A 20982-nucleotide genomic window follows, 5' to 3' on the forward strand; every position below is an offset into this window, starting at 1 on the left:
GCATTGATCGTTTGCTGCTGCATCCCGGTATCTGCGTGCAAGCAACCGGGGCGCATTCATGCGTCAGAGATACTTCCTCCATAATTCGTTGGAAAATTTTCCCGCGGGATCAAGCTTGTCCTTCAGCGTCCTCAGCTGTTCGGCTTCCGGATAAGCCCGGCTGAATTGCCTTTCCGTCGCATGCAGCTGATAGGGAAGGTAGTACCGTCCTTCATTGTTCAGCGCCAGATCGATCAGTTCGCGCGTCCAGCATCCGACCTCCGCACGGGCTTGCGCATGCGTGCGCTGCTTGTAATACAGAACGAAGCAGAACACGTCTTCCTTCGCCCAGGGAAGCAGGGTGAGGGTATCGGCCGGCGAATGCCGGATCGAGACATTCAGCGCCTCGACCTCATGCTTGCGCAGGATGGTCCGCATGCATTGAACGAACCTGGAAAAATGGCGGACCGGGATGAAATACTCCTGCAGTGCATAGGTGCTCAACACCCGGGTCCGCGGTTCCAGCTCCGCGGCATCACGGCTCGCTTCATGGTTGAGCCACTTCACGATCGATGGCTTCAGCAGATTGGGGCGTATCACCTTCGCCTGCAGCCATTCTCCGCCCGGCATTTCCGTCGCCGCCCAGATCGCGTTCTTCTCGGTCTGGTATGACAGGTCCTTCGGTATCAAGCGCTGCGCTTGCGTAAGCGCCTTGCCGGTTCGTCTCCAGGTAACGGCAACGGGCGCATCGAATTCCGGCGGCAGCAGATCGGCGTTATGCAGGATGTTCGCGCGGTCGAACTCGACACGCGTCTTGAAGAAGTCTACGTATTGTGCCAGCGGCACGTCCTGCACGACACGTTCGATCCTGACGTTGCGGTCGAGTTCGAGCTCCACCTCGGTGATGATACCGAGCGCGCCATAGCCGCCAATGGCCGCCGCGAACAGCGGGCGGTTGTGATGCGGGCCGGCCTCGACAATGCTGCCGTCCGCCAGGACGATCTGCAGCGCCCTGACCGTGTGGCAGATCGGCCCGTGCCCGACATAGCGCCCGTGCGCATTCACCGATACCGAGCCGCCGACGGTGAAGTTCGAATAGCTCTGCATGGTCTTTACCGCAAGCTGGTGCGGATCGATCAGGTCCTGAAGCTCGCGCCAGCGCATGCCGGCCTGCACCCTGACGACGGCCTCTTCGGGCCTGAACCAGACAAGGCGGTTCATGGTCCGCATGTCGAGATGCAGGCCGCCTTGCAGCGCAACCTGTCCGCCCATGCTGTAGCGTCCTCCGCCTGCCGCTATCCTTCCCGGCCAGGTTCGCACGAGATTCGCGACCTCGGAAGTGGAAGCCGGCTGCGCTGTCCTTGCGACGCTGACGGAATACAGGCCCGTGACATTGGCCACCATGATGTCCGCCGCGCATACCGGCAAGGCCATGCTCAGGGAGCAGTAGCCGGCGGCGCCGAGCGCTTGAACCAGAAATCGGCGTCGAGCCGGGATTGCGGGGGCGGTGCTGCCGGGTGTCGAATCGGTCATCATCTTCTCCTGATTGATGACCCGCAGCGTAGACAGGCAGAAGCCGTCGAACCAATCCCGATTCCGCAGGTATCGAAAACCGATGCCTGCGGTGGCAGCCCGGCGACTCATTCCGCTAGCCTGCTGCAGTGACTTCAACCTCCCAACGCGAGCCGGCCCCTCTGTCGGCCTGCACGAAATCCGACGAAATCGCCACAGCGTGTAACAGGCTGCCTCTGCGGCGTGCCGTGCAGGTATAGTGCACCCTATACAATTGCTCAAAATCATCCGGGTCCGCATGAAACGAAGCCTTCTTATTGCTCTTCTCCTTCTCGGCCTCGCAGGCTGCAGCAGCGTTCCGCAAGCACCGAAAGGCCGCATTACCGCAGATATTTTTCAGAATGAGCGCGAGGCCTCGCCCGCGGGGCGCGAAGTCGCCATGCATGCGCTGATGCTGCTAAGGACCGGATACCGCTTCGGCGGGAAGAACCCCGAAGCCGGCCTCGATTGTTCGGGAATGGTGACCTACGTATATCAGCAGGCTGCGGACGTGCCTCTGACCGGAAATGCGGCATCGCTCGCGCGCCAAGGCCGGGAAGCGGGGCTGGAAGAATTGAAAGCCGGCGACCTGGTGTTCTTCAATACCCTTGGCCGGCCGTTTTCGCACGTGGGCATCTATCTCGGCAAGGGCGAGTTCATTCATGCGCCAAACTCGCGCGGCAGCGTGCGCGTGGACAAACTGACAAACCGCTACTGGTCCGAACGCTTCGAGACGGCCAGGACGCTGGTGAACTGACAAGCCGTTCATGAGTGAACGCATGCCGTCAAGGCGACGGCATGCGCCCGGTGCAGCGCCGTATCAGAACGGATAATGCCGCGCCGTCGTCTGCACCGTCATCCAGCGCAGCTCGGTGAACTCGGCAATGCCCGCCTTGCCGCCGAAGCGGCCCATGCCGCTGCCCTTCACGCCGCCGAACGGCATCTGCGCCTCGTCATGCACGGTCGGGCCGTTGATGTGGCAGATGCCGGACTCGATGCGCTTGGCGACATTCATTGCACGCGCGATGTCGGTACCGAACACCGCCGATGACAGGCCGAATTCATTGTCGTTGGCGCAGGCCACCGCTTCCTCGACGCCGTCGACGCGCACGATGCCCTTGACCGGACCGAAGGACTCCTCGTGGTAGATCTTCATCTCGGGCGTGACATGATCGAGCAGCGTGGCAGGCATCAGCGTGGAGTCGGCCTTGCCGCCGCAGAGCAGCTTCGCGCCTTTGGCCAGCGCGTCATCGATGAGTTCGTTGCAGCGGTGCACGGTGCTCATGTCGACCACCGATCCCAATACCACCGGACCCTTGCGCGGATCGCCCAGCGGCAGCTGGCTGGCCTTGGCGGCCAGGCGCTCGGCGAAGGCATCGGCGATCTTGCGGTCGACGATGATGCGTTCGGTGGACATGCAGATCTGGCCGGAATTGGCGAAGGAACCGAAGGCAGCGGCATTGACGGCGGCGTCGATATCGGCGTCGTCCAGCACGACGAAGGGCGCCTTGCCGCCGAGCTCCAGAACCGCCGGCTTCAAGTGCTTGGCGCAGTAGGCGGCGATGATCTTGCCCACGCGCGTGGAGCCGGTGAAGTTCACGCGGCGCACGGCGGGATGGGCGACCATCGCTTCCACCACTGCCGCCGCGTCCTGCGGCGCATTGGTGACGAAGTTGACCACGCCGGGCGGCAGGCCGGCTTCCTGCATGGCTTCGATGATGAGGCCGTGCGTGGCCGGGCAGAGCTCGGAACCCTTCAGCACGACGGTATTGCCGCAGGCGAGCGGCATGGCGATGGCGCGCACGCCGAGAATGACGGGCGCGTTCCAAGGCGCCATGCCCAGCACCACACCCGCAGGCTGGCGCACGCCCATGGCGAGGCTGCCGGGCACGTCGGAGGGAATGATTTCGCCGCTGATCTGCGTGGTCATCGACGCGGCTTCGAGCAGCATGCCGGCCGCGAGATGCACATTGAAGCCGGACCACATGGCCGAGCCGCCGGTCTCGGCGGCAACCGCGGCGGCGAATGCCTCGCCCTTGGCTTCGAGCGCATGGGCAGCCTTCATCAGCAGCGAGCGGCGCTCGCCCGGCCCCATCGCGGCCCAGGCGGGAAAGGCCTTTGCCGCCGCCTCGACCGCTGCGATCGCATCTTCGGCGGTGGCCGCAGGCGCGGTGGTGGCGACGCTGCCGTCGAGGGGATTGCGCCGCTCGAATTGCGCACCGTTGCGGGCCTGTACGCGTTCGCCGTTGATCAGCATGGAGATAGTGCTCATTGTCGGTTCCCTATCATGTTGAATGTGAGTGAAATGCGGCCGTCTGGTTACGTAAGGCAGACGGCTTCTTACTGCTCTAAGCAGGGCAGCGGAATTTGTTTTCAGCCTTCGTGTCATTCTCCCCTCTCCCGCCTGCGGGAGAGGGAGTGAAAGATGCACCGGGGTTTTATAAAAATTCCTGCGTGCGTGCTTAGAGCCTATTTACAACCCAAGATACGACTTCCTGATGCGCTCGCCCTGCAGCAGTTCCTGCCCCGATCCCTCGGCCACCACCTGACCCTGTTCAAGGATATAGGCGTGATCGCAGACCGAGAGCGCCTGGCGAACGTTCTGTTCCACCAGCAGCACGCCCGTGCCCTGGTCGCAGATCTGCCGCAGGATGCGGAACAGCTCGGCCACCATCTTCGGTGCCAGGCCAAGCGAAGGCTCGTCGAGCAGCATGCACTTGGGCTTGCCCATCATGGCCCTGCCCACCGCCACCATCTGCTGCTCGCCGCCGCTCATGGTGCCGGCCAGCTGCCTGCGCCGCTCGGCCAGACGGGGGAACAGTGCGAGGACTTGATCCATCAATCGCTTCCGTTCGGCGGCAGGCAGCAGGTAGCCGCCGAGCTCCAGATTTTCCTCGACCGTCATCTGCGCGAACAGATGGCGTCCTTCCGGCACCAGCACCAGGCCGTTGGAGACGCGCCTCGATACATTGAAGGCTTCCACCGAATCGCCTGCAAGCGCCACCCTGCCCTGGCCCAGCGGCAGGATGCCTGACAGCGCGCGCATCAGCGTGGTCTTGCCGGCGCCGTTCGGTCCGACGATCACCGTCAGCTGGCCCTGCAGCACGCGGACGTTGATGTTGCGGATGATTTCCAGCGGTCCGTAGCCGGCCGACAGGTGTCTTGCTTCAAGGAGCACGTTCATGTCATTTGCGGCATTCATGAGATTCATTGCGGCGCTCATTCGACCACCTCATCGCCGAGATAGGCACTGATGACCTTGGGATCGGCGGCGATCTCGGCCGGCGTGCCGTCGGCCAGCAGCTGGCCGAAGTTGAGCACGGCGACGCGGTCGACCGTTTTCATCAGGGTGCGCACCGCATGCTCGATCCAGACCACGGTGAGGCCGTAGGTATCGCGCAGGCGGGCGATCAGCCGGGCCACGTCTTCCACCTCGCCTTCGGTAAGGCCTGCAGCCACTTCGTCGAGCAGCAGCAGGCGCGGCGCAGTGGCGAGCGCCATCGCGATTTCCAGCTGGCGCTGGCGTGCCGGGGGCAGCGCACCGGCAAGCTCGGCTCTCAGGCCGTCCAGATGGGTTTCCTCGATCACCTTGTCGATCAGGCCGGCATCGCCGATCCGGTTGCCGAACAGGAAAGCGAAACGCACGTTTTCCAGCACCGTCATGTCGCCGAAGATGCGCGGCGTCTGGAAGGTGCGCGCCACGCCGGCGCGGCAAAAGGCGTCGGGGCTCTTGCCCTGCAGCTCGCTGCCGCCGATGCGCACCGTGCCCGAGGTGGGAACATGCACGCCGCTGATGGCATGGAAGAACGTGGTCTTGCCTGCGCCGTTGGGACCGATGACGCCGACGAACTCGCCCTTCCTGACGTCCATCGTCACGTCGGACAGCGCCTTCAGGCCGCCGAACTGCATGCCCAGCCCCTGCACCGATAGCATGGATGTGCTCATGCCGCCTCCTTGCGTCCGGCGACCATGCCGCCGTGATTGCGGCCGAAGAGCCGTTTCCATTGAATGCTGGCGATGCCGCCCGGGATGAACAGCACGCACACGATCAGCAGCACGCCGAGAATGATCAGGTAGGCATGCGGAAAATTCAGGCGCAGCGCGTCCGACAGCAGGCTCAGGCCGATGGCGGCGATCACAGGTCCGCGCCAGGTAGTTGCGCCGCCGATCATGGCGATCAGCACGGTCTGGAAGCCGATCAGCGGACTGAACGCGGAGTGCGGATCGATGTAGGTCCAGCGCACCGCCATCGCGGCGCCGACCGCGCCGGCGAACCAGGCGCTGAGTGCGAAGCCGATCAGCTTGGTGGCGCGGGTATTGACGCCGAAGGTGGCGGCGCGCTGCTCGTCGGCGCCGATGCCGCGCATCGCCATGCCAAGCCGCGACGCCGATACCAGCTTGTAGGTGACGATGGCCAGCAGCGCCAGCGCGAGCATGGTCCAGTACAGGGTTTCGTTGGACGGCACTTCGGTGAGGACGCGGCCGACGGTGCCGAACACGCTTTTCTCGGTATAGGTGATGGAGTGGCGCACCAGCTCGCCGAGGCCGAAGGTCAGCACCGCGAAATAGGTGCCGCGCAGGTGCATCACCGCCGCGCCGACCAAGAGGGCGAACAGCGCCGACACCAGTCCGCCTGCGAAGATCAGCAGCGGCCAGGGCAGGTGCTGCATTGCCATCGCGGTGGTGTACGTGCCGAGGCCGAACAGCGCCGAGGTCGCCAGCGAGAGGTAGCGCGTGGTGCCGCTGAACATGGCCCAGCTCACCGCCAGCGCGGAGTACATCATGCAGGTCATTGCCAGCGACAGCCAGAAGTCGGAGAAGACCCAGGGGCCGGCGGCAAGGACGATGCCTGCGGCCGCCACAAGACTCATGAAGGTTTTCATTTTGCGAACAGGCCTTTCGGTCGGGTCATCAGGATCACGACGAAGATGCCGTAGCTCAGCAGCATCTTCAGCGAGGGATTGGTGAAGTGGGTGCCGAAGCTTTCCACCAGGCCGAGCAGGATGGCCGCGGCAAAGCTGCCGCCGATGCTGCCCAGCCCGCCCAGCGTGATCACGATCAGCGCCATCACGGTATAGGTCTCGCCGATATTGGGCGACACTTCATAGATCATGCTCAGGAGCGACCCCGCCAGCCCGGCCATGGCAATGCCGAGCGCGAACACGAACGGATGCAGGCGCTGCGTATCGATGCCGACCAGCCAGGCGCCCAGCGGCGACTGCAGCATGCCGCGCACCGCCTTGCCTAGCAGCGTACGCTGCAGCAGGAGGATCAGTCCCACGCTTGCCGCCACCGCCAGGAACAGTACCAGCAGGCGGTTTTGCGTCACGACCACGCCGGCATACTTGACCGGCTCGCTCATGAAGTCGTAGCCGCGGATGTCGGCGCCCCAGATCAGGTTGGCTGCGTTCTGCAGGATGAACATCAGGCCGAAGCCGATGATCAGGCTGCGCTCCTCCACCTGGTCCAGCGACCTGGAGGTCGCGGTGAGGCGACGGAACACCAGCCTGTGCAGCAGCAGTCCGCCGCCGAAGCACAGGGCAACGACCACCGGCAGCCACAGCAGCGGGCTTGCGCCGGTGACCGTGTGCAGCGTGAAGGTGAGAAACGCGCCGATCATCAGGAATTCGCCATGGGCGATGTTGAGGATGCGCATGAGGCCGTACTGCAGGTTCAGGCCGATGGCGATGACGGCATAGATGCCGCCGATCACCAGGCCGTTCACCGCAAGATCGGCAAACAGGGAAAGATCCATTTTTATACTTGACGAGTGCGATTGCTATGAAGCGTTATGAAGCGCCGGCAGCGGAATGCCGGCGCAGCGGCTTACTTCCAGGCCGGCTTGGCTGTCACCAGCTTGGCGGTGGCGCGTGCCGGCGGCCACACCACTTCGAACTCGCCGCCCTGCCACTGGCCGACGGTGCCGGGAATGCTGGCGTTCTCGCCGCGCTGGAAGCGGATCTTGCCGAGGATGGTGTCGAACTCGTTGTTTGCAATATGCTCGCGCAAGGCCTTGCGATCAAGGCCGACCTTTTCCACCGCCTGCTGCATGATCTGCAGGCCGGCCCATGCATGGCCGCTGGCCCAGCGGTCGGGTTCCTTCTTCATCTGCGTCGCATGCGCATCGAAGTAGGCCTTTGCGCCCGGCGACACTTTCGGATTCCATGAGCCCATGCCGAGCACGCCTTCGGTGTTGGCGGCGATGCGCTGCTTGTAGAGCGGGAAGGCGGTGCCGACCGAGGCGTAGAAGAACTTCGGATTGAATTCGATCTCGCGCGCCTGGGTCGAGGCGAGAATGGTATCTGGCGGATAGGTGATGCCGATGAAGGCATCCGGATTGAGCGTCTTGATGCTCTTGAGCACCGGGGACAAGTCCTTCACGCCCAGCGGATAGCTCTTGCTCTCGATGATCTGCATGCCCTTGTCCTTCAATGCGAGGCGCAGCGAAGCCATGTTCTCGATGCCGAACAGGTCATCCATGTAAACCACCGCCACGGTCTTGACGCCGTTGGCGGAGAGCATGTCGGCGAGCGCGCCCATCATCTTGTCGGGCTGCTGCAGCAGCGAGAAGAAGTAAGGCAGCTGCATGTCGATCAGCTTGCGCGACAGCGCGGTCGGCGCGAGGAAGGGATAGCCGTAGCGGTTGGCCAGCGGCGCGACGGCGAAGTTCATTGCCGAGCCCCAGGGCGGCAGGATCAGGTCGACCTTGTCGCTGCCCATCAGCTTTTCATAAGTGCGCACCGCGGTCTCGATCTCGCTGCGGTCGTCATAGGCCACGAGTTCCACCTTGCGTTTCTGGCCCTTGACCGACAGGCCGCCGGCGGCATTGACCTGCTCGGCCCAGAGCAGGTAGTTCGGCTCCTGCGACACCTGTGCGCCCGGCGCATAGGGGCCGGTGCGCGACATGGTGTAGCCGATGCGGATGGGCTTGTCGGCCTGGGCGAAACTGACGGCAGGCGCTGCTGCGGCGAGTGCGAGGGCGGCGGCGAGGGTTCTGCGTTTCAGGTTGACGTTGCGTTTCATTGAGTCTCTCTCCATTGTTGTAGTGCGTGGTTGCTACACGAATCTTCCGTGGTGTTTCTGATGCTGCGATCCCTACAGGCAAAGCGAGGCCTCGCCTTTCCCGGGAGGGAAAGGACGATTCAACGCAGTTTCGTTTCAGACCGAAGCCGGGTCTTTATGACGCCAGGCGCAGAATGGGAATCGGATCGTCTTCGCCGCTGTGTTCGGTTGCGTGCTTCAGGTTCTGCAGCGCGATCTGCCTGTGCTCTTCCGCCAGCGCCGCAGCGCGTGCGCCCTGCCCGCGCCGGAGGGCGTCGACCAGCATATGGTGCTGGCGCTGGGCAAAGCGCATCAGTTCATCGCTGTGCGCCTGCTTGGACTGGAAAGGCAGCATGCCGCCGGCCGAAGCGAAGGGAATGCGGTCTATCGATGCCAGGCATTGCCTGAGCACGTCATTGCCGCAGCCGTCAACGATCAATTGATGGAAGCGCTGGTTCATGTCCAGGTAGGCGGCAACGTCTTCCAGCTCCATTTTCGGAACCGAGGTGATGCGGTCGCCTTCATCAAGGCAGGCCTGCAGCTGATCGCCGAGACCGCGCGCCACGCCCTGCTCGGCCAGCAGGCGGGCCGCCATGCCTTCCAGGTTGGCATGGACCGCGATGGCCTGCGAAATCTCGCGCGCCGTGTACTTGCGCACCACATAGCCGCCGCCCTGCACGCGCTGCACCAGGCCTTCCTGCTCCAGCATCAGCAGCGCCGAGCGCACCGGCGTGCGCGATGCCTGCAGCCGTTCCGACAGCGCCGCTTCCACCAGGCGCTCGCCGCCGGCGAAGGCGCCCTTCATGATGAGATCGCGGAGTTCAACCAGCAGGCGGGCGGTCTGGGTATCCATGGCTGTGTCTCGTGTCTCGGATTTAATTTGTTGGAATGGCTATTAAAGTACACCGGGATTTATTTAATGTATACCGAACACCCCGGCTTTCACGAAAAGTCATGGAATATGGCACGATTTTTCATGGAAAAGCAGGGCTTCGGTATACCAAGGAGCGCCGCACCATGAACTTTCAGGCTGGAAGGACCCGGACCGACAGGCTGGCACTTAACCTCCCGCGCCTTGCGACGCGGTGAGCCTGCGCAGCTCCTCGACCAGCTTCGCCGCCGGCCCCGGCAGCAGGCCTTCGCGGCGCCGGAAGGCAGTGAGCGTTCGCTCCGCATGGGCACTCTTGATCGGCAGCGCATCGATGAGGCCGGCCTTGCGCTCGACTTCATACATCGGCGCCGGCATCCAGCTGAGAAATCCGGCATTGATCACCAGGCTTTTCAGCACCACGATGGAGCGGGTTTCGACGACGATGTTGGGCAGGCCGAAGCCATGCCTGGCGAACATGCGGCGCATGTCTTCATAGGGCGCGGTGCCGCGCGGGACGATGACCCAGCGCTGATCCAGCGTATCGGCCAGCGCGAGATCCGGCTTTTGGGCGAGTTCGTGGCCGGCGGCGGCCACCACGTAGCTGGTATCGGTCCAGCGGCAGTCGGCAATGGCGCAGATATCCTCGCTGTCTTCCATCTGGGTGCCGAGCGCGATGTCGATTTCATGGGTGACCAGCGCATCCGCGAGCCTGTCCCATACGCCTTCGACCACTTCGATGCGCAGATTGGGCCATCGGGCCAGGACTTGTTGAATGGCAAGCGGCAGGATGGAACTGGCAATGCTGCCGATGGCGCCGACCCGGATGGTGCCCTTGCTGAGCCCGCGCATGGCCTGGATTTCTTCGGTGGCGCGCAGCGATTCCTGCTGCAGCAGGGTCGCCCGCGGCAGCAGCGCCTCGCCGAACGGGGTCAGCCGCATGCCCTTGGAATTGCGTTCGAACAAGGGAGCGGCGAGTTCATCTTCCAGGCGCTTGACGATGCGGCTGAGCGCCGGCTGGGTGATGTGCATGGATTCGGCCGCTCGTCCGAGGCTGCCGTGGGTGGCGATGGCGAGAAAGGCGGCGATCTGGCGGCTGTCTAAAGTCATACCGAAATGTAATGACTTTGGTTGAAGAAAGCAATTCCGCGGCAATGGCGGGTTTGACATACTGGCGTCCTAAGATTCGACGCCATTCGAGGCATGAAACGCTCCCCTCTCCCGCAGGCGGGAGAGGGGCTGGGGGTGAGGGCGGCAGCATAACCACATGCGCTCTTGCGATCCCCCTCATCCCCAGCCCTTCTCCCGCCTGCGGGAGAAGGGAGTGAATGCTCCGGCCAATTTGCCTTTCTTTCCGAATTCAAGACTACCCCTCATGCCCCAATCCACGCCAGCCGCATCCCAGCCCACCTTCACCGTCCGCGACGCCGTCATCGACCTGCTGCGCCGCTTCGGCATGACCTCCATCTTCGGCAACCCCGGCTCCACCGAACTGCCGCTGTTCCGCAACTTCCCCGACGATTTCCGCTACGTGCTCGGGCTGCAGGAATCGGTGGTGGTCGGCATGGCCGACGGTTATGCGCAGGCCAGCCGCAACGCCTCCTTCGTCAACCTGCATTCGGCGGCCGGCGTCGGCCATGCGATGGGCAACATCTTCACCGCCCACAAGAACCGCACGCCCATGGTGATCACTGCCGGCCAGCAGGCGCGCGCCATCCTGCCCTACGATCCCTTCCTGTTTTCCGGGCAGGCGACCGAACTGCCGAAGCCCTACGTGAAGTGGAGCTGCGAGCCGGCGCGTGCTGAGGACGTGCCGCTGGCTATCGCACGCGCCTATTACATCGCGATGCAGGAGCCGCGCGGACCGGTGCTGGTGTCCATTCCGGCGGACGACTGGGACCGCCCTGCCGAGCCCGTGCCGCAGCGCGTGGTCAGCGCCTGCGCCCGCCCGGACCCGGCGGTGCTCGACGGCGTCGGCAAGGCCCTCGACGCCAGCGCGCGGCCGGCCTTCGTGGTCGGCGCGGCGGTCGACCGCGGCGAAGCCTGGGACGACGTAGTCAGCCTGGCCGAACGCCACAATGCGCGGGTGTTCACCGCGCCGATGTCGGGCCGCAGCGGCTTTCCGGAAGATCACCGGCTGTTCGCCGGCTTCCTGCCGGCGATGCGTGAAAAGATCGTCGGCCTGCTGGAGCCGCATGACTTCATCCTGGTGATAGGCGCACCGGCCTTCACCTATCACGTCGAAGGCTTCGGACCGCATGTGCCGCCCGGCGCGACGCTTTGCCAGCTGATCGAGGATCCGGCGATCGCCGCATGGACGCCGGTCGGCACCTCCGCGGTCGGCAACATCCGCCTCGGCGTGCAGGACTTGCTGGCGCGCGCCGCACCGCCTTCGCGCCCGGCACCGGCCTTGCGGACGCCGCCGCACCGGGCCGAGCCGCCTGCGCCGGGAGCCCGCATGTCGGTGGCCTTCGCACTGCAGACGCTGGCCGAACTGCGCGCGCCCGATTCCATCGTGGTGGAGGAAGCGCCGAGCTCGCGGCCGGTGATGCACAATTACCTGCCCATCCTGCGCAGCGAGACTTTCTATACCATGTGCAGCGGCGGGCTCGGCTACGGCTTGCCGGCGGCGGTCGGCGTGGCCATGGTCAAGCGCGACAGCAAGGTGATCGGGCTGATCGGCGACGGTTCCGCCATGTATTCCATCCAGGGCCTGTGGAGCGCGGCGCAGATGAAACTGCCGATCACCTTCATCATCCTGAAAAACCGCAGGTATGCCGCGCTGCAGGAATTCGCGGCGGTCTTCGGCTTCAAGGCCGATGAAAGGCTGGAAGGCACGGACCTTCCCGACATCGATTTCGTATCGCTGGCAAAAGGCCAGGGTTGCGAGGGCGTGCGCATCGACAAGGCGGAAGACTTGCGCGACGTGCTGGCCGAAGCCCTGCGCTCGCCGACGCCCGTGCTGGTGGAGATCGAGGTTGCCTGATGGATTGCCGCATCACCCGATGCAAGACGTACGATAACGAGAACACCAAGGAGAGAGACATGATTTCGAACACCAGAAGAGCCTCCCTCGCCCTGATCGCCGCAGCCGCCCTCGGATGCGGTCCGGCGCTGGCCAAGGATGCCTATCCGACCAAGCCGATCAAGATCATTGCGCCCTTCGCGCCCGGCGGCGTGGCTGACGTGATGGCGCGCCTGATCGGCGAGCGGCTGTCGAAGTCGCTCGGCCAGCCGGTGATCGTCGAGAACCGGCCGGGTGCGGGCGGCAACGTGGGTGCGGACGTGGTCGCGAAATCGGCGCCCGACGGCTACACGCTGCTGATGACCTCGGCCGGCATCCTGTCCATCAACGGCAGCCTGTATTCCAAGCTGACCTTCGATCCGGCAACCAGCTTCACCCCGGTAACCATGGTCGCCGACATGCCGATGGTGCTGGTGGTAAACAATAACGTCGAGGCCAAGACCCTGCCCGAGTTCATCGCCTATGCGAAGAAGAATGACGGCAATGTGTTCTTCAGCTCGCCGGGCAACGGCACCACGCCGCATCTTGGCGCGGAGCTGTTCCAGCGCGCGGCCGATGTGAAGGTCACGCATGTGCCGTACAAGAGCGGTTCCGAATCGCTCACCGCCATCGTCTCGGGCCAGGTCACGGGCGCCATCGAAACGCCGCCGTCGGTGATCGCGCAGATGAAGTCGGGCAAGATCAAGCCGATCGCGGTGGCCGGTCCGCGCCGCCTGGAGCAGCTGCCCGACGTGCCGACCATGGCCGAAGCCGGGGTGAAGGATGCGGAAGTGCTGTCCTGGTTCGGCCTCGTCGCGCCGGCGAAGACCCCGCCCGACATCGTCAACGTGCTCTACAAGGAAACCGCGAAGATCCTGAAGGAGCCGGAAGTGGTGCAGAAGCTGGCATCGCTCGGCACCCGCGCCGACGGCTCGTCTCCCGCCGAGTTCGATCGCTTCATCAAGAGCGAGAGAACCAAGTGGGACAGGATCATCAAGCAGGCCAACATCAAGATGGAATGAGCGGGGAACGCGGCACGTCCGGCTGATGCCGGTCTGCCGCGCCCGTTCGACACCCTCTATCGCTTCATCACGGCGAAGATGAACAGAGGAACGGCCATCGCCAGGAAATATCCGCCCACCGCAGCGCCGAAGAGCTGATAGCGGGTCCAGACCTTCACCAGGCGTCTTACTTCCGGATCGTCAATGGTGTTTGCGACCGCAAGTATGATGCCGAATTCCGAGGGAAGCCTGCCGACATGCGACACGAGCAGGTTCTTGAGCTGCCGGTCGGTGCGCGTGACGCCCGGCCTGAATGCCAGCGTGACAATGGCGATCAGCACGAAAAGCGTGTTCAGCGGGTTGGCGCCGCCGTTCTTCGGGTCGCCGAAGAGGGCAAGATGCCCGGCCGTTATTGCAGCACACACCAAGGCACCCAGCATGACGAAAGCGTAATAACGCTTCTGGTGGGCGACGATCTGCGGCGCCATTGAAGGCGGAGCGAAATAAGCGCGCACCCGGTCCTTGTCTCCCGAGCTCATCGTTCCTCCCTTGCGCTGTAAGGCCTTTCTTGCATCCTTGCGTGTTTTTCCCGCATGCCGTCATGACGGCATGCTTGCGGCGCGCAGCATACCCAGACGGATTTCGGTGCACGGAAGCGACGGTGCGAAATCATGCCGCGTTGTCTTGTACGGCAGCATCTCCACGTCGTGCACCACGCAGCGGTAGATATCATCGACATCGAACGGCGCGCCGGTGCGGACGCTCGTCACCCTGACGCGGGGATCCCTGTAACTCAGCAGCACGCAAGGCAGATAGTCGAGGCCGAGCAGCAGCGCGGCGCGAGCGCGATGGTTGCCGTCCATGATGATGCCGGTATGGATGTCGATCGGAATCGGCGTGGTCCAGACATCGGCCTCTCGTATGCTGTCGGCGAGCGCCTGCACCGCGCCGTCGTCGACTTCTTTCGAGCGGCGCAGAAATGAAATCGGCTTGATGTCCACACAATAGGATGGATGAGCGAATGAATATTCCCGCATGTGTTTTCCTTTCGCAAGTGAATCGATGGCTTTCAGAACAGTGCCGATTTCGTGCACGGTGCTGCAGGCATGAATGGATGCGCGCACGAGTCCGAGCAATCCGCGCTGCATGCCTTGCCTGTCCTCCAGACCGTTCATGAAAATGTCTCTCTGCATCGCAGACCTGCCTTAACGTGAAGCTGGTCAAACCACATCGTCCACGATCACATGCCCGATTCCCAACGAGCAGCGCTCGATGCGCGCCGCGATCCGGTACACGCTGCGCAGCATCTCGACGGTGATCACTTCCTCACTAGGCCCGCTGGCCTGCACCGTGCCGCCGGCAATCACCAGGGCCTGGTCGGAGAAGCGCAGTGCCTGGTTGAGGTCATGGATGGCGATGAAGACGATCATGTTGCGCTGCCGCGCCAGCTTGCGCATGAAGGAGAGCACCTGCACCTGGCGGTGCAGGTCGAGCGCGCTGGTCGGTTCGTCCATCAGCAGGATCTCCGGGTCGCGCGCGAGCGTCTGCGCAATCGAGGCCAGCTGGCGCTGCCCGCCGCTGAGCTCGCCGAGGTTGCAGAACGCAAGGTCGGCAATGCCCAGCGAAGCCATCACTTCGTCGATCAGCGCCAGGTCGGCATCGTGCACCGCCCAGGACGGCGTCTGCTGCTTGCGCGCCAGCAGCACCGATTCGTAGACCGTGAGCCGCGCATTGGCGCTGATGTCCTGCGGCATGTAGCAGATGCCGTCCTCGCCCTTTTCCGACTGCTCCAGATGCACCCGGCCCGGCCCTTCGAGCAGGCCTGCGATGCGCTTGAACAGCGTCGACTTGCCGGCCGCGTTCGGACCGATCAGGGCGACCACCTCGCCGGCGCGGAAGACAGGCGTGCTGATGCCGGCAACTACTGGCTGGCGTCCGTAGCCGGCGCCGACGTTTTCGAGTCTCAGGCTTACCATGCATTCCTCCTGCTGCCGAGGATGAGCGAGATGAAGAAAGGCACGCCGATGAGCGAGGTGACGACGCCGATGGGGAAGATGGCGCCGGGAATCAGCGTCTTGCTGACCACGGAGCTGACCGACAGCACCAGCGCCCCGGTCAGCAGCGACGCCGACAAGAAGAAGCGCTGGTCCTCGCCGATCAGCATGCGGGCGATATGCGGCCCGACCAGGCCGACGAAGCCGATGGTGCCGACGAAGGCAACCGGAATCGCGGCCAGCAGGCTCACCAGCACCAGGGTCTGGAAGCGCAGTCTCGGCACATCGACGCCGAAGCTCGCCGCCTTGTCCTCACCCAGGCGCAGCGCGGTCAATGCCCATGCCCTGCGCGCGAACAAGGGCAGCGTTACGGCGATGACGGTGCAGGTGACGGCCAGCTTGCTCCAGGTCGCCTTGGTCAGGCTGCCCATGGTCCAGAAGACGACCGCGGCTACTGCCTGTTCGGAAGCGAAATACTGCACCAGCGCAAGCAGCGCATTGAAGGTGAATACGAGCGCAATGCCGAGCAGCACGATGGTCTCGGCGGTAACGCCGCGGCGCATCGACAGCATGTGGATCAGGAAGGCCGACAGCATGGCCATCAGGAAGGCATTGATCGGCACCAGGTATTCGGTGCCCACCGGCAGCAGCTTGACGCCGAAGGCCAGGCCGAGCGCCGCGCCGAAACTGGCGGCGGCGGAAATGCCGAGGGTGAAGGGACTGGCGAGCGGATTGTTGAGGATGGTCTGCATCTGCGCGCCGGCCAGCGACAACGCAGCGCCCACGGCCAGCGCCATCAGGGCCACCGGCAGGCGGATCTCCCACAGCACCACCTGCAATTGCCGCGGCGCTTCATCCGGCATGAAGAGCGCGCGGATGACATCACCGAAACGATAGCTGGCTGGGCCGAGCGCCAGGTCCAGCAGCACGCTCAGCAACAGCAGCAGAACGATTGCCGCAAGCATGAGCTGCTTGCGCCGCACCAGCCTGCGATAGGCATCGCGCTGCACGGTTTCCGCTTGCAGGACGGCGCTCATGGACGGCCCTCCGCCTTGGACTGCCCGGCAAGGTTCGACGGGTCTGCATTCAGCGAAACGAAATAACCGGGCTCATGCGCGAAAGGCAGGAAGCGCTCATGCAGGGCGCGGAAACCGGCGTCCGGGTCGAGATCGGCGAACAGCGCGGGATGGAACCACTTGGCCAGCTGCTGGATGGCGATGAATTCATACGGGCTGTTGTAGAACTGGTGCCAGATCGCATGGAAGGCACGGCGCTGCTGGGCGGTAGTGCCGGCATAGGCAGGACGCGCAGTATAGGCTTCCAGCTTGCGCGCGGCCTCCTTCAGGTCGGCGCCCGGCCCCACGCCGATCCAGCTGCCGCCCGGCGCATAGGCTTCCCAGTTGGCGCTGGTGACGACGATCTGTTCCGGATCGGAGGCGACCACCTGTTCCGGGTTGAGCTGCCCGAACGTGCCCCGGATGAATTGCTTGCCGATGTTATGGCCGCCGGCCAGTTCGACGAACTTGCCAAAATTCTCATTGCCGAAACTCAGGCAGCAATCCTGGGTATAGCCGCCGATGCGTTCGATGAACACTTTCGGCCTTGCCGGCTTGCCGGCTTCGATCACGTCGGTGACGCGCCGGATCTGCTCGTCGCGGAAGCGGATGAATTCATCGGCGCGCGCCTCCTTGCCAAACAGCTTGCCGAACAGGCGCATAGTGGGTTCGGTGTGTTCGATCGGGTAGTGGCGGAAATCGATGTAGACCACCGGAATGCCGAGCGCGCCGAGTTTTTCGATGTAGCGCGCATCCTCGGTCGCGCGCTGGGCTTCGATATTGAGGAAGATGACATCCGGCTGTTGCGAAATCGCCTGCTCGATGTCGAAAGTGCCGTCCTCGAAGCCGCCGAAGGTGGGAATGTCGGCGATGGCCGGGAATTGCTTCAGGTAGCGCTTGTAGGTGTCGGGGTCGGCCTGGATCATGTCCTTGCGCCAGCCGACGATGCGCTTGATCGGGTTGTCGGTATCGAGAGCCGCGACGAGATAGAGCTGCCGGCCTTCACCGAGAATAACGCGCTGCACCGGTACACGGACATCGACCTTGCGCCCGAGCAGGTCGGTCACCGTGACCATGCTGCGCTCTTCCTGTGATGCGTCGGCGGCATGCTGCGCTCCATTCTGGCCCGCGCCGCCGGGCGTCTTGAGAAAGAGGAAGTATGCGCCCAGCATGCAGCCGAGGATGATGAGCAGAAGCACGGCGATGCGGCCGGATTGCGTTGCCGATGGAGTTTCCGATTGAGTTGCCATAAGGGTTGACTCGTCTGAATATTGAAGGCTTATTGCCCGGGAGAGGTTTCGACACGGCCTGGCGCAGCCTGCCCGCGCCACAGCCACCAGACGGCAGCGGCCGACAATGCGTAGGAGAGGGTCACCAGGAAATAGGTGTATTCCAGCCCCGCCGCCTGCATGAACCAGCCGCCCAGCGCAATGCCGGCGATCGAGGAAAACTGCGTGGTGCTCTGCGCGATGCCGAGCACATAGCCTTGGCGCAGGCTGCCCGCAGCCTTCGAAATCAGCGACATCAGGACCGGCGTGGTGGCGCCGAGCAGCAAGCCCCACGCAAAGTGAACCGTAGTAAACACGGCGATGCTGCGTGTGACGGCAGCGACAGCGGTCAGCACGGCGCAGGCCGAAGCGATGTACGCCATACGCCGCAACGACTCTGGCAGGGACTTGCTCTCGAAATGACGCGCCCAGAGCGAGGCGGATGCGACAAATCCCAGTGCAAGCAATCCGTAGCAGAAGCCGACCACCCAGTTGCTGACGCCGAAAACGGTACGCACGTAGAGAGAAAACGGCGTCTGCGTGATCATCCGGCTGACCAGCAGGATGCCGATGATGAAAAGCAGGCCGAGTATGGGCTGTGAACGCCACGCCGGCACTGCGCCATCCACTGCGCCATCATTACGCAGCGGCTCGGGCCGCGTGCCTGCCGGTGCCAAGGAAGCCTTGTCCTGCGATGGCTGCACCGCGGGCAGGATGAACGCGACTGCAGCAGCGCACAATGCACACAGGATTGCCGCCACCACATTGATGCGGAAGAAACTGGCCTGGTCGAGGATCAGCCCGCCGGTAACCGCGCCGGCGAGCGAGCCGACGTTGGTTGATACCTGCAGATAGGCAAACAGGCGAGCGCGCCGCAGCGGCGATACGATGGAAACACCGTAAGCCTGCGCCGGCGCGATATAGCCGGCGCAGGCCCCCTGCAGGAAGCGCAGTGCGAGAATGGTCCAGACATCGGTCGTGAATGCCAGCGCCAGCTGCGTCAGCGACAGGCCGAGCAGGGCGCGGATCATCATCGGCTTGTGCCCGAAGCGGTCGCCGATGCGTCCCCAGAAGGCGCTGGTCAGCACGATGCCGAGCATCGGACCGACATAGACGGCGACACTGGCGAAACCGAAGACCGCGTCCGACCCGCTGAGTGTCTTCAGGTGAACCGGCCAGAACGGTCCGCTCATTTCCATCGCGCCCATGGAAACGAGCTGGATCACGAACAGCACATGGATCAGCCGCTGGGACTGTTCGGTTCCGATGTTGGTATCGGCGTTGACTTCCCGCATCGTTCAGACTTCCCTGTTTGCCGCCAGAAGCGGATTCGGCAAGGCATGCTGCAGCCGGTAATCCGTGTACTTGAGCAGATGCATGCGCAAGACCGAGCGTGTCGGCCAAGGCTGCTCGAGGAAGGCAGCCCGTTCCGCCTGCAGGAACCCGGTTGACAGGCGCGGCGCATAGGCATCGAAGCAGCGCTCGGTTTCCCGGCGAAGAACTTCCCAGAGCCGGGTCGGCGCAAGGCCGTATTCGCCGCTAAGCAGCAGGGCCAATTCATGCAGATGGCAGACCAGGCAGGCATCGATCACGAAGGTACGCACCGGTTCGATGTCGTCCGTAAAGACCGTCGGCAGGATGCCGGGATGCACGTAGGGCTTGAGCTCATGTCCGCGCGCGTTGAGCAGCGGGGCGTAGGTACGGCCGTCGCCGAAATCGCGGATCAGCAGGCTCTTCGCCGTGCCGCCGGCATCGAACAGCACCGTGGTGTTCTGCTGGTGCGCTTCCAGGCCGATGCCGTACAGCAGGTAGATGCCGACGACCGGATGGAGAACGGTTTGCGCATATTGGCCGAACCAGGCCTCCACCTGGGCCGCAGGCGCCCTGCCCTTGCCGCGCTCGATCAGCTCTGTGACCAGCGGCCTGCCGTCGACCGGCGATGCCGCGAACAGGGCGGCGACCGTCACCGGCAGCAAGCCCTCGCTGCGTCCGAAGGCGTCGCTGCAGGCACGGAAGGCGACGGAGAGATGGCGGCCAGGCCGGTCTTCCCTGCGTACCGCATGCCGGTAATGGTAGGCCACCTCTTCCGGAAAGATGTCGAGCGTGTTGCCGAAGTTGTTTTCCTCCGCGAGAATGCGCTTGATCAGCGTGCTGATTCGCGGCCCCATGTGAATGGACTTGGCCTGCAGGCTGCGCTGTTCGCTGGTCAGCCACAGCGCCACCGGCAGCTTGATGAACGGCGCCTTGGCATTCGTATCGGCGGCGGGCGCCATGGTGCGGAAGGACATGGTGGGCAAGGTCTCGATATCCGGTCCGTCCAGGATGAGGATGCCCTCGCCGATTTCTGCCGCATATTCGCGCCTGACGAAATGTTCAAGATGCCAGGCATGGATGGGAAGCGGCAGCCAGTCCTTCTCGTCGAGTCCGCGCGCATTCAGTCGGGCTGTCCAGTCTGCCCATTGCGCGGGGAAGCGCTCGGCGAACCATGCGCGCACGTCTTCGACGTGCGGCATGCGCTCCACGTAGGCCATGTCGCCGCGCAGGGCGGCAATGCGCAGCTTGACCCTGGCATTGAATTCCGGCGACAGCCGCGCCACTTCCTGGGGCGACAGGTCGGGCTTGGATTTCCAGGTCGGATAGAAGGGATGCCCTTCCAGTGCGCCCCATTGATCGAGCAGCACGGCCGCATCGCGGGTGCCGGTCGTTTTGCGCAAGCCGTCGAGGAAGGTCGAGGCGCCGGCAGTCTGTGCCATCGCGCGCAGCTCGGCATTCCAGGCGTCTCGATAAATTCTTGCCAGCGCATCGTTGGCGATGCTGTTGGCCATGTCCGCCTTCAGACCGGCGATGCCTTCATCGGATGGCGCGAAGTCGAAGTGCGGCCGCAGCAGTTGAATCAACTCATCCGGCGTTTCTATCGCGGTGCGCACGCCGCCGTTTTCGACGAGAGTGATATCGCCGCGATTGATGAAGGTGCCGGCGGGTGCGGCCCACAGGTTGTCGAAGAAGAGCAGCGCATGCGCCTGCCACAGCGGCAGCCATGCGCCCTGCCCATGCGGCGCGAACACCAGCAGCTTGCTGTCGATGATGTTTTCCGCAAACAGGCAGCGTACCAGCCGGCGCAGGGCGTTGCGGCGCGCCGTTGCCAGCGCTTCATTCTTGCGCTCCGCATAGAAGCGGCTCTCGGGGTGCAGCAAATTGAGTTCGGGTTTCATGGTTGGCAA

19 protein-coding genes are annotated in these 20982 nt (G+C 63.9%); 3 read left to right on the top strand and 16 right to left on the bottom strand.

Annotated elements, in window-relative coordinates; translation table 11 throughout:
• Positions 1-63: 63 nt before the first annotated feature.
• Positions 64-1623 carry an FAD-binding oxidoreductase gene (locus IGW03_RS18105; RefSeq protein ID WP_228535732.1) on the bottom strand — a complete coding sequence of 520 codons (1560 nt, stop codon included), beginning with the start codon at positions 1621-1623 and terminating at the stop codon, positions 64-66.
• Between the two features lie 166 nt (positions 1624-1789).
• Here IGW03_RS18105 and IGW03_RS18110 point away from each other — a divergent pair, with 166 nt between their 5' ends.
• On the top strand, positions 1790-2287 hold the full coding sequence (locus IGW03_RS18110; protein ID WP_194723967.1) for a C40 family peptidase: 498 nt from the start codon (positions 1790-1792) through the stop codon (positions 2285-2287).
• A gap of 63 nt (positions 2288-2350) precedes the next feature.
• Here the strand turns inward: IGW03_RS18110 and IGW03_RS18115 are convergent, their stop codons facing one another.
• From IGW03_RS18115 to IGW03_RS18150, 8 genes are all read right to left on the bottom strand, one after another.
• The gene (locus IGW03_RS18115) at positions 2351-3802 is read right to left on the bottom strand and encodes an aldehyde dehydrogenase (protein ID WP_194723968.1); all 1452 of its coding nucleotides are present in this window, start codon (positions 3800-3802) and stop codon (positions 2351-2353) included.
• 201 nt (positions 3803-4003) lie between these two features.
• Positions 4004-4714, bottom strand: a complete 711-nt coding sequence (locus IGW03_RS18120) for an ABC transporter ATP-binding protein (protein ID WP_194723969.1) — start codon at positions 4712-4714, stop codon at positions 4004-4006.
• Between the two features lie 35 nt (positions 4715-4749).
• Positions 4750-5475, bottom strand: a complete 726-nt coding sequence (locus tag IGW03_RS18125) for an ABC transporter ATP-binding protein (protein WP_194723970.1) — start codon at positions 5473-5475, stop codon at positions 4750-4752.
• Positions 5472-6401, bottom strand: a complete 930-nt coding sequence (locus IGW03_RS18130; RefSeq protein ID WP_228535734.1) for a branched-chain amino acid ABC transporter permease — start codon at positions 6399-6401, stop codon at positions 5472-5474. The genes IGW03_RS18125 and IGW03_RS18130 overlap by 4 nt, the downstream gene beginning before the upstream one ends.
• An 8-nt stretch (positions 6402-6409) precedes the next feature.
• Positions 6410-7285, bottom strand: a complete 876-nt coding sequence (locus IGW03_RS18135; RefSeq protein WP_194723972.1) for a branched-chain amino acid ABC transporter permease — start codon at positions 7283-7285, stop codon at positions 6410-6412.
• A 71-nt stretch (positions 7286-7356) separates the two neighbouring features.
• Entirely contained in the window at positions 7357-8553 is a 1197-nt protein-coding gene (locus IGW03_RS18140) for an amino acid ABC transporter substrate-binding protein (RefSeq protein WP_228535735.1), read from the bottom strand.
• Positions 8554-8707: 154 nt separating this feature from the next.
• Complete coding sequence (locus tag IGW03_RS18145) at positions 8708-9424, bottom strand: GntR family transcriptional regulator (protein WP_194723974.1); 717 nt, start codon at positions 9422-9424, stop codon at positions 8708-8710.
• Positions 9425-9631: 207 nt separating this feature from the next.
• Positions 9632-10549, bottom strand: coding sequence for a LysR family transcriptional regulator (locus IGW03_RS18150; RefSeq protein WP_194723975.1), 918 nt, complete (start codon positions 10547-10549; stop codon positions 9632-9634).
• A 265-nt stretch (positions 10550-10814) separates the two neighbouring features.
• On the opposite strand from IGW03_RS18150, the gene mdlC reads away from it, so the two are divergent.
• Together mdlC and IGW03_RS18160 are read left to right on the top strand one after the other, a co-directional pair.
• Positions 10815-12425, top strand: a complete 1611-nt coding sequence (gene mdlC / locus IGW03_RS18155; RefSeq protein WP_194723976.1) for a benzoylformate decarboxylase — start codon at positions 10815-10817, stop codon at positions 12423-12425.
• A 59-nt stretch (positions 12426-12484) separates the two neighbouring features.
• Positions 12485-13465, top strand: coding sequence for a Bug family tripartite tricarboxylate transporter substrate binding protein (locus IGW03_RS18160; RefSeq protein ID WP_194723977.1), 981 nt, complete (start codon positions 12485-12487; stop codon positions 13463-13465).
• Between the two features lie 56 nt (positions 13466-13521).
• On the opposite strand, the gene IGW03_RS18165 is transcribed toward IGW03_RS18160, so the two are convergent.
• Genes IGW03_RS18165 through IGW03_RS18195 form a run of 7 tightly spaced genes read right to left on the bottom strand, consistent with a single transcriptional unit; the run spans position 13522 to position 20973 of the window.
• Positions 13522-13983, bottom strand: a complete 462-nt coding sequence (locus IGW03_RS18165; RefSeq protein ID WP_194723978.1) for a hypothetical protein — start codon at positions 13981-13983, stop codon at positions 13522-13524.
• Between the two features lie 60 nt (positions 13984-14043).
• A complete protein-coding gene (locus IGW03_RS18170; protein WP_228535738.1) occupies positions 14044-14619 on the bottom strand; it encodes a ParB N-terminal domain-containing protein in 576 nt (191 codons plus the stop codon).
• 45 nt (positions 14620-14664) lie between these two features.
• Positions 14665-15420 (bottom strand): ABC transporter ATP-binding protein, encoded by a 756-nt coding sequence (locus IGW03_RS18175; RefSeq protein ID WP_194723979.1) that lies wholly within the window; start codon positions 15418-15420, stop codon positions 14665-14667.
• Positions 15414-16475 (bottom strand): FecCD family ABC transporter permease, encoded by a 1062-nt coding sequence (locus tag IGW03_RS18180; protein WP_194723980.1) that lies wholly within the window; start codon positions 16473-16475, stop codon positions 15414-15416. Before IGW03_RS18180 ends, IGW03_RS18175 begins: the two co-directional genes overlap by 7 nt.
• Positions 16472-17743 carry an ABC transporter substrate-binding protein gene (locus tag IGW03_RS18185; RefSeq protein WP_228535740.1) on the bottom strand — a complete coding sequence of 424 codons (1272 nt, stop codon included), beginning with the start codon at positions 17741-17743 and terminating at the stop codon, positions 16472-16474. Before IGW03_RS18185 ends, IGW03_RS18180 begins: the two co-directional genes overlap by 4 nt.
• A 29-nt stretch (positions 17744-17772) precedes the next feature.
• The gene (locus tag IGW03_RS18190) at positions 17773-19056 is read right to left on the bottom strand and encodes an MFS transporter (protein WP_194723981.1); all 1284 of its coding nucleotides are present in this window, start codon (positions 19054-19056) and stop codon (positions 17773-17775) included.
• A 3-nt stretch (positions 19057-19059) separates the two neighbouring features.
• A complete protein-coding gene (locus IGW03_RS18195) occupies positions 19060-20973 on the bottom strand; it encodes an IucA/IucC family protein (protein ID WP_194723982.1) in 1914 nt (637 codons plus the stop codon).
• Positions 20974-20982: the final 9 nt, after the last annotated feature.

It is taken from the genome of Noviherbaspirillum malthae, assembly GCF_015352985.1.
In the GTDB taxonomy this organism is placed as follows: domain Bacteria; phylum Pseudomonadota; class Gammaproteobacteria; order Burkholderiales; family Burkholderiaceae_D; genus Noviherbaspirillum; species Noviherbaspirillum malthae.